Origin of the sequence: Arcanobacterium canis (assembly GCF_029625435.1) — a bacterium.
In the GTDB taxonomy this organism is placed as follows: domain Bacteria; phylum Actinomycetota; class Actinomycetes; order Actinomycetales; family Actinomycetaceae; genus Arcanobacterium; species Arcanobacterium canis.
Window position 1 is genome coordinate 1,140,753 of record NZ_CP121208.1, and the last position, 12,147, is coordinate 1,152,899.

11 protein-coding genes are annotated in these 12,147 nt (G+C 55.0%); all 11 read right to left on the reverse strand.

What is annotated here, in order from left to right; all coding sequences use genetic code 11:
* Positions 1-12 precede the first annotated feature (12 nt).
* The 11 genes from P7079_RS05185 to P7079_RS05235 all read right to left on the reverse strand — a co-directional run bounded on the left by P7079_RS05185 (position 13) and on the right by P7079_RS05235 (position 12,128).
* Positions 13-1,110, reverse strand: coding sequence for a UDP-N-acetylglucosamine--N-acetylmuramyl-(pentapeptide) pyrophosphoryl-undecaprenol N-acetylglucosamine transferase (locus P7079_RS05185; protein WP_278012228.1), 1,098 nt, complete (start codon positions 1,108-1,110; stop codon positions 13-15).
* Positions 1,107-2,330, reverse strand: a complete 1,224-nt coding sequence (locus P7079_RS05190; RefSeq protein WP_278012229.1) for an FtsW/RodA/SpoVE family cell cycle protein — start codon at positions 2,328-2,330, stop codon at positions 1,107-1,109. The genes P7079_RS05185 and P7079_RS05190 overlap by 4 nt, the downstream gene beginning before the upstream one ends.
* Positions 2,327-3,778 carry a UDP-N-acetylmuramoyl-L-alanine--D-glutamate ligase gene (gene murD, locus P7079_RS05195; protein ID WP_278012230.1) on the reverse strand — a complete coding sequence of 484 codons (1,452 nt, stop codon included), beginning with the start codon at positions 3,776-3,778 and terminating at the stop codon, positions 2,327-2,329. The genes P7079_RS05190 and murD overlap by 4 nt, the downstream gene beginning before the upstream one ends.
* On the reverse strand, positions 3,775-4,860 hold the full coding sequence (mraY, locus tag P7079_RS05200; protein ID WP_278012231.1) for a phospho-N-acetylmuramoyl-pentapeptide-transferase: 1,086 nt from the start codon (positions 4,858-4,860) through the stop codon (positions 3,775-3,777). Before mraY ends, murD begins: the two co-directional genes overlap by 4 nt.
* 3 nt (positions 4,861-4,863) lie before the next feature.
* A complete protein-coding gene (locus tag P7079_RS05205; RefSeq protein ID WP_278012232.1) occupies positions 4,864-6,252 on the reverse strand; it encodes a UDP-N-acetylmuramoyl-tripeptide--D-alanyl-D-alanine ligase in 1,389 nt (462 codons plus the stop codon).
* The gene (locus tag P7079_RS05210; protein ID WP_278012233.1) at positions 6,249-7,652 is read right to left on the reverse strand and encodes a UDP-N-acetylmuramoyl-L-alanyl-D-glutamate--2,6-diaminopimelate ligase; all 1,404 of its coding nucleotides are present in this window, start codon (positions 7,650-7,652) and stop codon (positions 6,249-6,251) included. Before P7079_RS05210 ends, P7079_RS05205 begins: the two co-directional genes overlap by 4 nt.
* A gap of 82 nt (positions 7,653-7,734) precedes the next feature.
* Entirely contained in the window at positions 7,735-9,603 is a 1,869-nt protein-coding gene (locus tag P7079_RS05215) for a peptidoglycan D,D-transpeptidase FtsI family protein (protein WP_278012234.1), read from the reverse strand.
* A gap of 8 nt (positions 9,604-9,611) precedes the next feature.
* Positions 9,612-9,998 carry a cell division protein FtsL gene (gene ftsL, locus P7079_RS05220; protein WP_278012235.1) on the reverse strand — a complete coding sequence of 129 codons (387 nt, stop codon included), beginning with the start codon at positions 9,996-9,998 and terminating at the stop codon, positions 9,612-9,614.
* Positions 9,995-10,996: a 16S rRNA (cytosine(1402)-N(4))-methyltransferase RsmH gene (gene rsmH, locus P7079_RS05225; RefSeq protein ID WP_278012236.1), complete on the reverse strand. Its 1,002-nt coding sequence runs from the start codon at positions 10,994-10,996 to the stop codon at positions 9,995-9,997. Before rsmH ends, ftsL begins: the two co-directional genes overlap by 4 nt.
* A gap of 93 nt (positions 10,997-11,089) precedes the next feature.
* Positions 11,090-11,521: a division/cell wall cluster transcriptional repressor MraZ gene (gene mraZ, locus P7079_RS05230; protein WP_278012237.1), complete on the reverse strand. Its 432-nt coding sequence runs from the start codon at positions 11,519-11,521 to the stop codon at positions 11,090-11,092.
* A gap of 223 nt (positions 11,522-11,744) precedes the next feature.
* A complete protein-coding gene (locus P7079_RS05235) occupies positions 11,745-12,128 on the reverse strand; it encodes a DUF3040 domain-containing protein (protein WP_278012238.1) in 384 nt (127 codons plus the stop codon).
* Positions 12,129-12,147: the final 19 nt, after the last annotated feature.

Below are 12,147 nucleotides of genomic sequence, written 5' to 3' on the forward strand. Positions count from 1 at the left end.
TCAAATGAAATTTCACTTCGTTACTCCCATCGCAATCTGGCCCAGCGCTGCAGCTGCATCCATTGGTGATACCCCATCGAGTGAGTCTCTCATCTGCGCAAGACGTTGCGCATCGAGCTGTGTCAGAAGTTGGGCAAAGCGTTCATGATGAAAATCGCGATCACGCACAAGTTCTGCTCCCCCAGCGCTGACGACATCCGCTGCATTCTTCTCTTGTTCGCCATTGCCGATGGGAAGTGGAACAAAAATCGCAGGAATGTTCAGAGCTGAAAGTTCTGCCACCATCCCCGCCCCCGAACGTGTCAGGGCAAGGTCAGCAACCGCGTATGCGTCCTGCATGTCGTTGAGATATTCAAGAACAACGTAATCATCCTCGCAACCAACTGCCTGACGGACTGCGTCTGCTTTTCCTTTGCCAGTGATATGGAGGACTTGGAAACCACGTTCACGGATCGCGCTCAACGATTCGCCCGCAACCTCATTAAGGTGAGCGGCTCCAAGTGAGCCACCTGTGATGAGAAGGATCTCGCGCCTTGGGTCCAAGCCAAACTTCGCTGCAGCCAGCGCTCGGGCTTCGGTGCGATCAGATTCGGCAAGATCTTGGATTGCCTGTCGCAGCGGCAAACCCACAGTGATCGTTTCGCCGCGTCGGGCAGCCAACGGGGTTGAATCGAACGTGAGCGCGACGACGTCGGCGAAGCGAGCGCCGAGTTTGTTTGCCAGTCCTGGGGAAGCGTTCCCTTCGTGGACAACGATAGGAATTCCAAGTTTTCTCGCAGCGAGGTAGATCGGAGTTGAGGCATAGCCTCCAAAACCGATGACGACGTTGGCACGGCGAGAGCGCAGGAGATGGGTTGCTGAATCAACCGCACGGAGGAACTTCTGCGGGAACATCAACATTGCCATGCCAGGGCGACGAGGGAACGGAGCCCGTTCGATCAGCTCAAGGTCAAAACCTGCGCGTGGGACCAGCTCTTCTTCCAGTCCCCCTGGAGTGCCGACAGCGCAAATGTGGGCGTCAGGATCTTCTTCGAGGATTGCCTTTGCAGTGGCAATCAACGGATTGACATGGCCAGCAGTCCCACCGCCAGCAAGAACATAGGATGTCATCGATTCCTCCTCAGCACAGATGTTGCCTTTGACGCCAGTCGAGGATTGATACGCAGCGATTGGCGCACTCCCGGAACGGTCAGAACCGTACCTGCCACAATGCCGAGCATGACAAGCGAAGCAATCATAGAAGAACCGCCCATCGAGACGAAGGGCAACGGAACCCCGAAAACTGGCAACAAGCCGCTCACAACGAACATATTGGCAATTGCCTGGCCAATGAGCCACAGCGCAGTCCCACCTGCAACGAATTGAGCGTATCGATCCGGATGGAACAAACAGATGCGCATGAGAGCCCACCCCAGGGCCACGAACAGCGCAATGATCGTCACGCATCCGAGGAAACCCAGTTCCTCTCCAACAACAGCAAAAATGAAGTCAGTATGGGCTTCAGCGAGATCGCGCCATTTTTCTTTTCCAGCGCCGATACCCACACCGGACACGCCCCCAGAGCCGAACGCGAAGAGCGCATAGTCCGCCTGAGTAGGTTCGTGGATATCGGGGAGATTCCAAAAATTTGCCAGAAAGTCGGCGATTCGGTTCATACGCGAGGGACGAAACGCCACCATCACTCCGACGAGAAGCCCACCTAAAATCGCAGGGACAATAAATACTTTGAGCGCGATACCAGCCACAAATGCCAGTCCCACTGCAATCAAAATAAAGATCAAACCTGTACCGACGTCACCGCCGAAAAGGACCAATCCGATGGCGAGTCCAAAGCCGAGGATGGGACGACGGAAGTTGTGCCAATCGGCCATTTCTTTGACTGTGCGCTGCGAAAGCTCAACGGCGAGCCAAATGATCAACGCAGCTTTGAGAAACTCCGAAGGTTGGAGAGAAACCGGACCAACGCGCAGCCAGTTTGTATTTCCTCCAACAGAATGCGAACCAAGTACAAAAACCATCGCCTGAAGCGCAAGAGCACCACCAAAAATGCCGTTCGCTGTCACTTTAATGAGTTGAGCAGGAATGAACTTGGCAATCAACAGGCCAACGGCTACTCCTCCTGCTGCAAAGGCCGCTTGCTTAATGGCAATTGCGAAGAGTTTCCCCGTCGGGTCCGCATCAAGACTACGGATTGACGAAGGTGCGGTAGCTGAAAACACCATAAACACACCGATTGCAACGAGGACAGCGGTCGCGGCCATCATCACAGTGAGCGATTGAGACATGATGTCGCGAATCCGCCGATCGCGCATGGTCAAGGAACTATTCATGAGCGAACCTTCTCAACCGCCTCGCGAAACTTTTCGCCACGATCAGCGTAGGACGCGAACTGGTCCATCGACGCCGACGCTGGAGCCATCAGAACCGTCTGACCAGCGGTTGCCCGTTCGTAAGCCCACGCCACAGCGTCATCCATCGGTGTTGACGAATTAGGATTGACGTAGTGGATCGGAAGCTCACTCCCTGCGAGCGCTTCTTTCCACGGCTGTTGGTCAGTGCCAATGACGACGACTCCCGCTAGCTTGTTGCGGACAGAGACGACAAGCGGGGCAAAATGTGCGCCTTTAGCCTGGCCACCCACAATCCAGATCACTGATCCGTCATTTTGGGCGCGAAGAGAAGCGCGAGCCGCATGAGCGTTCGTCGCCTTTGAATCATCGACGTATCGAACACCGTCAATCGTGGCAACCAGTTCGATGCGGTGGTGACCGGGCTGATACGACCGTAAGCCGCGCCGGATATTCTCCGGAGAAATCCCAATGGCGAGTGCAAGACCAGCGGCCGCCATTGCATCCTTCATCATGTGTACCGGCAGATCGCTGCCTTCAGGTGCGAGATGTTCAATATCAGCGACAGTGAAAATCTCAGCTGCGTGAGTGTAGCGCTGAGGAGTGAAGGCACGATCAACGACGACGTCGTCAACTAGCCCAATCTGTCCGACAGACGGCACTGCGAGCGTCAGTCCAACCGCTCGCGCACCATCGACGACGTCGGCGTCGTCAAGCATTTCTTGTACCTCGGCGTCGCCGACAGGATATAGGCAAGCGACTTGGGCGCGATTGTAAACATTGGCCTTCGCATCATGGTATTCGCGACGAGTGTTGTGCCATTCAAGGTGATCATCGTCGATATTCAGACATACCGACGCTGTTGGCGACATCGACGACGTTGCTGCTAGCTGGAATGACGACAGCTCGAATGCGAAGGCATCTGGAGCATCTGCAGATTCGTCGCTGACAGCGGTGACAGCCGGATTGCCAACGTTGCCTACAGCGACTCCGCGCAGTCCGCCGTGTTGGAGAATCGACTCAAGCATTGTGGTCGTCGTTGTTTTTCCGTTTGTGCCGGTAATAGCGAGCCACGGAGCAAATGTTCCATCTGGACGTTGCGCACGCAAACGCCAGGCAAGCTCGATTTCTGACCAGACGGGTACTGCACTGGCACGAAGCGCTGCCCATTCCGGCCCGCTTTGTCGGAATGCCGGCGCGATAACAACGACGTCGGGGTGCCAGTCAAGCAAGGCAGCAACCAGAGCTTCGCCGTCGGGATCCGAACCACCCTCGGCGTCGAACATCTCAACGGCTTCGCTTCGCGAGTCCCATACCGACAACTGCGCCTGCGTATGAGCGCGCAGCGCCTCAAAAGCGGCTTTTCCTGATTTACCAAGGCCAAGGATGCCAATGCGCTTGTGCGCAAAATCTGGCGCGGTGGGGATCATTGCTTTGCCAACCATTCTGTGTAAAACAGGCCCAATCCTGCTGCAACAAACAAAATCTGAATCAGCCAGAAGCGGACCACGATCGTGACCTCTTTCCAGCCTTTGAGCTCAAAATGGTGATGCAACGGAGCCATACGGAACACTCGTCGGCCAGTCGCCTTAAACATTCCCACCTGGATAACGTCAGAGAAAACGATGACGACGAAAAGTCCGCCCAGAACAACAGCAAGGATCTGCGTTTGGGTCAGAATCGATACACCGGCAAAAGCTGCACCCAAAGCAAGCGATCCTGTATCACCCATAAAGATCTGAGCCGGAGAAGTGTTGTGCCATAAAAAACCAAGCAGGGCGCCCACAAGAGCTGCCGTGAAAATCGCAATATCACGCGGATCACGAACGGAGTAGCAACCGGGTGCCGCCCCGAGAACTGCGTGGCACGCTTGGTAGGACTGCCAGATTGACACCACAGAGTATGCGGTGAAAGCAATAATTGAGGCACCTGTGGCAAGGCCGTCAAGACCGTCAGTCAGGTTCACGCCGTTAGACCAAGCTGTTATGAGAAAATTTCCCCAAATAACGAACAGGATGACCCCAAGGGTGACACCAGCGAACGCCAGGTTCAGCGGAGTAGCACGCACAATCGAAATCGCAGTGGAACCGGGGGTTCGTCCCAAGTGGTCGTGGAATTGCAAAGCAAGCACCGTAAAAATAATGCCAACGAGGCCCTGACCAGCAATCTTCTTCATTGGCGTCAGCCCCAAAGAGCGCTCGCGCGAAACTTTAGTGAAATCGTCGGCGAAACCTACCAGGCCCATTCCCACTGTAAGGAAAACAAGAAGGTAACCCGAGGCGCGCGGAGCACGCCCAGTGAGAAGATTGGCCACAAAGTAGCCCAGGACTGCGGCCACAATGAATACAAGGCCACCCATCGTCGGGGTGCCGCGCTTGACTTGATGCGATGTTGGACCGTCGTCGCGAATGAACTGACCGTACTGGCGTTTATGGAGAAAGCGGATGAAGGCGGGCGTGCCGAACAAGGTCACGACCAGGGAGAATGCAACCGCAATCAAAATCGAAACCATCTGTTACTTCCCCTTGTACGCATCGGCAATAGTCCACACACGGGATCCGTTTGAACCCTTGAGTAAGACTACGTCACCCGGACTCAGGATCGTGGAAAGTACACTCCCTGCACTCGCCGCGTCAGTGAGCATAGCGGTACGCCCGCGGGTGTGAAGTTCGTCAACCAACGGTGCCATTTCCTCTCCGACTCCGACGACGACGTCGATATTGCGTTGAGCGACGTAGGCTCCAAGATTCCGATGCTCACTTTCGCTCATCTGTCCAAGCTCAAGCATCGAGCCCAAAACTGCAACGGTTCGTTTACCTGCACCGATCTGTACCAATGTGTCGAGGCCAGACCGCATTGAATCAGGATTGGCATTGTAGGAGTCATCAATGATGGTCATGGAATCAGCCTCGAACACGTCCATGCGATGGGCACTGGCTGGACCAGTGGAGTTGAGTACGTCAACGATCTGATCAAACGGTACGTCAAGCTGAAGCGCACCACTTGCTGCGGCGAGAGCATTTGCCACATGGTGAGCGCCAACCAAACGTAAGCTCACTCGAGCATGTTCCTCACCGGCACTGAGAGTGAATGTGGCACGCGAGTCCGCTCCAACTTCAATGTCGCTGGCCATGACGTCGCCATGACCAGCTTTCGAAAATGTCACAACGGGAGTGTGGGCAAGTTGAGCCATGGCAGCCACGCGTGGGTCGTCAGCATTGAGCACAACGACGCCACCTGGTGCCGTTCCGGTGACAAGTTCACTCTTAGCTTTGGCGACATTCTCAATCCCGCCAAACTCGCCCAAGTGGGCTCGGGCCACGATGAGCACGATTGCGACATCCGGCGGAGCGATCGACGTCAAATATTCGATGTTGCCGATGTGATCGGCTCCCATTTCACACACAAGTGTCGCCGTTTCAGTGTCAGCACGCAGAACAGTCAACGGCATTCCAAGTTCGTTGTTGAACGACCCCGGAGGTGCGACGACTGGGCCGCGGTGTGTACACATTGCTGCGAGCAGATCCTTCGTCGTCGTTTTTCCAACCGAACCGGTGACGGCAACAACCTTGAAATCGCGGCGTCCACATTCACGTAGCAAACGCAAGTTCTCCCGAGCTAAGTCACCCAATGCGCTGATGACGTCGGTGACCCCAATGACAGCTGAAGGGTCGGCACCGCTAGCAACCGCGGCGTCGGCATCCGACGTCACAACGCCAACTGCTCCTGCAGCGAGAGCCTGGCCGGCAAAATCATTGCCGTTCACGCGATCCCCTTGAATGGCGACGAAGATGTCACCTTCCTTAACCGTGCGATTATCGGTGGACACGCCTGTCACAGCCACATCCGACTCGTGATGCGAGCCGACCGCGCGCGCCACTTGTGCAAGAGTCATCTGGATCATTGCTCGTTTTTCTCCTTCACGCAGGTTCGTGCAACCTCGCGGTCATCGATATCGATAAAAAAGTCTCCATAGTTTTGAGTAGTCTCATGCCCACGACCAGCTAATAACACCGTATCAGCTGGACCAGCGTAGTCTATCGCCCACCGAATCGCCTCGCGGCGATCCGCAATCTCACGCCACTGCGCTCCCTCGACGATCCCGGAGATCAGATCGCGTCGAATAGCCCCAGGATCTTCATAGTGGGGATCATCGTCTGTAATCACCGTCAGATCGGCACGTTCGGAGACAACGCGCGCCATCGCTGGGCGTTTCCCTTTATCGCGATCTCCCGCTGATCCGGTGACGACGATGAGTCGCCCATCCACGGTTCCCAGCCCATCCATTGCCTTGGCGAGAGCATCTTCATTGTGGGCAAAATCCACTACGACCCGTGGCTGGCGTGCGACGACCTCCATCCGCCCGGGGACGATAGGAGAAATTCCGTCGGCGACAACGGCACAAAGTTCGTCAAATGACACGCCGCTTTCCACAACCATTGCAATTGCCAGAGCAGCATTGGCCACATTGAATATTGCGGGAAGCGTCACTGAGGTGCGCATATGGCGGCCGGTTGGATCAGTGAGTGTAAATGAGTGCCCATGTTCAGCCTCGATAATCTCACTGACATTCCACCCACCTGGTGCAGCATTGCCATGTAGCGAAAGCGCAACGACGCCGTCTCGTTCCCTACTCACTTCATCAAAAAGGCGCTGTCCATACTTGTCATCAACTGTGATGACACAGCGCGAGGAGTTTGCAGTATCGAAAAGGGCCTTTTTCGCCGCGAAATAATCTTCAAATGTCTCATGAAAATCCAAATGATCCTGAGTCAGGTTGGTAAAACCAGCAACAGTGAAACAAATGGGGCGTGTACGTCCCTGAGCAAGAGCGTGAGAAGACACCTCCATGACGAGGTCCGTTCCACCGCGCTCACGCAGAACTTCAAGCGTGGCTTGAAGCTCATCAGGTTGCGGCGTGGTCATGCGAGCAGGAAAAGTCTGCCCCGCGAGCCGAAGCTCAACCGTTCCGATCAGTCCCGTCGTCGCGCCCAGTTTGCTCAGAATCGAATCGATCATGAAAGTTGTGGTTGTCTTCCCGTTCGTACCGGTGACGGCAAACGAGCGCAGGTGCCTTGCCGGCATACCGTACGCTGCTGCAGCGAGCGTCCCGGCAATTGCCGCGACGTCAGGAACCACAATCACTGGAACACTGAGATCTCCCGCAATCTGCGCGCCTTCAGCATCTGTCACGACGGCGACAGCTCCAGCATCGACTGCGTCGGATGCGAAGCGCGCGGCATGAACACGCTCGCCAGGCATCGCAATGAAGAGATCCCCGCTGCGCACAGCCCGGTTATCCATCACCGCACCTGTGATGTGTAGATCGGGTGAAGAAGCGCCAACTAATTTCGCAAGATCACTTAACAAAATCGACGGTGTATGGTCACTTCGCAACATGCATTTCAGCTTTCGTCCAGGGGAACTTCTTCAGCGGTTGTGTCGAGGGTGGTACTTGACGCTGTCGCATGGCAAAACTTGCGATCTTCGAAAAAACAGGAGCGGCAACCTCACCGCCATAGCCAGGCGGCGGTTGGTTTGAGACAGCAACCGCAACGGCAATTTGAGGTTTCTCAGCAGGGATAAGGCCAACGAAAGATCCAACACGTTGGGTGAGCTTGCCATTCGCATCCGGAACCTGTGCAGTTCCAGTCTTTCCAGCAACGTTGTAGCCATCGACACGAGCAAGCGGTGCCGTTGATCCCGGTTGCGTAACAGCCTGCATCATCGCGACCATCGTGGCAGCCGATTCCTTCGAGATCACCTGCATCGATTTTCCGACGGGCTTCGGGGTGAATTTCCCCTCCCGATCATAGGTTCCCTCGACAAGATGAAGGGGAACCTTGACCCCACCATTGCCGATAATGGAGACCATCTGCGCAAGTTGCATCGGGGTAGCGGCCCAGCCTTGACCAAACATGGTGGTGTAATGCTCGCGGTTTCCCCACGATTTGTAGTGACGCAAAATGCCCTTCGACTCACCCGGTAATTCGATGCCGGTAGGAGAACCAAGGCCAAACTTCGTCATATAGTCGTAGCGAACCTTGTCATCAAGCGTATCGCCAATCTGAACCAAGCCTGAGTTATACGACAGCGCCAAAATACCTGCGGTAGTCATCATCTGCGTCGGATGAGGATCGTTGTCATGGATCAACTCACCGTTCGGCATACGTCGGTTCGATGAGACGAGGAATGCGGAGAGAGGGTTGACGGTCTTCTGATCAATTGCCGATGCGAAGGTCATGACCTTGCCAGTGGACCCCGGTTCAACGACGGCGGAGACTGCGCGTGAATTCAGATGAGACGGATCTGCGGCAGCCAGATTACCCGGGTCTGGCTCATGAGAGTCAGCCAGAGCGATCACTCGGCCAGTGCCAATTTCGACTGCGACTGCGGCCCCCCATTTTGCTCCAAAACGATCAACAGATTCTTGGATTGCTTCCTGGGCAACTTTTTGCAGGTCACGATCAATCGTCAGTTTCACGTCACCCCCATCGACCGCCGGCACCTCTTTATTTGTCCCTTGAGGAAAAACGGTTCCTGCTGGACCGACTTCAATCGTGAGTTGCCCAGATTTTCCTGAAAGCGTTGAGTTCGCCCACTGTTCGATTCCCGCTCGTCCAACGACTTCCGTGGACTTATCTGTTTGCCCCACGTATCCAAGGACTGTTCCTGCAATGTTGCCGTTGGGATAGGAGCGTTGCATAAAGCGTTCCGGATAAATTCCACGGATACCTAACGCATTGATTTCGCGCCATTTTTCAGGCGAGATGTCTGATGCGACAAGCCCCCACTGAGTCTTCTTCTGACCGCCGATGAGGATGCCACCGAGTTCCGCACGATCCATGTCGAGGATGGGAGCTAGCTCCTTCGCTGCAAGAGCTGCTCCGGTGCCGATCATTTCACCGGCGTCGCTGTATTTGGTGTACGTAGCAATTTCTGGCTGGTTCACTCGAACGTTATATCGCTCGATCGATGTCGCGAGAACTGCTCCGTGAGCGTCCAAAATATCGCCGCGCTTAGCTTCCTGAGTATAGGAGCGGGTGCGAAACTCTCGAGCTGTTGATGCCAGATCGTTCGCAACAAACACTTGCAGATAAAACAAACGTGAAGCGAGAATCAATAATGCCACCATGGCGATGGCAACGATCCGACGGAATCGAGTGTAGGTGACTTGCTCTTCCGGAGACTTAAACGATTCGGTTCCTGCAATTCGCCGCCGAAGGCTGTCGGTGATCACGTGCAGCTTCCCCATCAGCTCCCCTACTTCTTTTGAGCGAACTCAGCAATCTTTCCGGTGTTCGGATCTAGGAACTTCGACGCCGTTGCCGGGGCCATTCCCAATTTCTTTGCTGCTTGTTCAAGGTTGGCAGGCGCAGAAACTGAAATTACTTCCTTCTCTAAGGTGGCTGCCTTCGCATCCGCCTCGTTGATCTGAACATTAATGTTCTTTAAATCGTACGCGCCCTGAACCATGAGTGTGTTGAGCTGGAATGCGATACCCATCGCACCGAGAAAAATTGCAGCACACAGCACGACTGTGCCAAAGAACCCACGTGCCGTGGCTGGTGTGGGGACGACAGAAAGTCCAGGAGCCGAAATTACTGGGGAAACTTGGCGCGCGGGACGTGCCTTAGCAAGTGCAGTCATTGAGCTACTCCTGAGGTCGTAAGTTTGATGTGCTCGGGCGTGGGCGCAGTCCTTTCAACTGCACGAAGTCTGACGGAGGCGCTACGCGGGTTGCGTTCGATTTCCTCGGCATCGGCTTTGATTGCGCCTCGTGTAAGCGAGACAAGAAATGGTTTATGGTCCTCGAGTTCAACCGGAAGACCTGGAGGTGTTGAAGACACGAGACCACGACGCATCGCATCTTTCACGATGCGATCTTCGAGACTCTGATACGACTCCACAGCGAGGCGCCCTCCCACACGGAGCGCATCGATCGCTGCTGGAACCGCCGCTTCAAGAACACCGAGTTCATCGTTAACCGCCACACGCAATGCTTGGAACGTACGCTTGGCTGGGTTTCCACCAGTTCGACGTGCAGCTGCTGGAATCGACTCGCGAACGATCTCTACTAACTGTCCGGTGCGCGTGATCGGAGCATTGTCACGTTCTCGGACAATGCGCATGGCAATCTTCTTGGCGAACTTTTCTTCGCCGTAACGGTGAAGGATACGAGCAATCTCCCCAGCCGACGCTGTTGCGAGAATATCTGCCGCAGTCCAAGGCATCGTGTTGTCCATTCTCATGTCGAGTGGAGCATCATGAGCATAGGAGAAGCCTCGCTCAACTTCATCAAGTTGAAGCGATGAGACACCCAGATCCATCAAGATGGCGTCAGCGCGGCCATCCACACCGTACTTCCGCGCCACGTCTGCTACGGCATCATAGGTTGCATGAACTGGAATAAAGCGTTCCCCAAAACGTGACAAGCGATCCGATGCCAACGTGATCGCTTGTTGATCGCGATCAATACCCGCCACACGGATCTTCGGGAATCGAGCTAAGAAAGCCTCGGTATGGCCTCCCATACCCAAGGTGCAATCAATGAGCAATGCTCCATCTGTCAAAGCGGGTGCAAGCAGAGCCACACAGGTTTCGAGAAGGACTGGCACGTGAAGTGCGTTGCCATCTGCGTCAGCCATGTGCCGTTCCTTTCTTTCTGTCACCAATTAATCGCTTCCTCCCGGTGCCCTGAAGTCGGGGAATAACCGCAGGACACCGGGGAGGAACGAAATTTAGAAAACTCCAGGGATGAGTTCGTCTTCGCGGTTTGCGAAGTCAGATTCGTTGTCTGTCAAGTACGCGTTCCATGCCGCCGTATCCCAGATCTCAAGATGAGAACCAGAGCCGATCACTGACAGCTCCCGATCGAGACTCGCATAGGAGCGAAGCGCTGCGGGGATAGTGATGCGTCCTTGTTTATCAGGGATCTGATCGTCCGCACCCGAAAGAAAGATACGCGTATAGGAACGCGCTTCCTTCGAGGTGAGCGGGGCTTGCTGAAGTCGAGCGAGCACATCTTCGAATTCCGCCACGGGATAGACGTACAGACAGTGCTCTTGGCCTCGGGTAATCACCAAGCCAGAGGCAAGTTGATCGCGAAACTTGGCAGGGAGGATCAGCCTGCCCTTGACATCGAGCCTCGGCTCATAGGTTCCAAGGAACATGCTTCACCCCCTTCCTCAACTTCCCTCCACCTTACCCCACTTTGCCCCACAATCAACATGTATGGCGCGTGTCGCACATGAATTATTCGCTTAATACCAGGGAAAAATCGGGTGGAGGGAAAATGAACATTTCGCCACATTTACCGGCATAAAATATGGCTCAGAGGTGAGACCTCTGAGCCATAAAAGCCGAAAGAAAATTCCGGTGGAGGAAAGTGGAGGACTAGCGTCCACCCTCCTCACGTCGCTTACGCCACTGTTCAGCCTGCGCTTCCATAAAAGATGTCGCGCGCTGCTTGGGCTTTTGCGCTCCGCCGGAGACGGGAACCTGGCGTGCGCCGGTGGACAAATACCACAAACCGGCGAAAACGACGATCGCACCTGCCACACCGACAAGAGTGATTTCTAAAGACACACCAAGTACCACAACGCCGAGTCCAAGTGCGGCAATGATGATGCCCAACACCAGATGGCGCGGTGAGAAAGTCATACGAGTTGGAATACTTCGGGTGTTCGAGCGAAGTGCATCTGCAAACTTCGGATCTTCGCCCTTAAGTTGAGCTTCGAGCTCTTCGAGCATTTCACGCTCACGATCAGACAGTGCCATGTTCCTCCTAGCGTCGTCC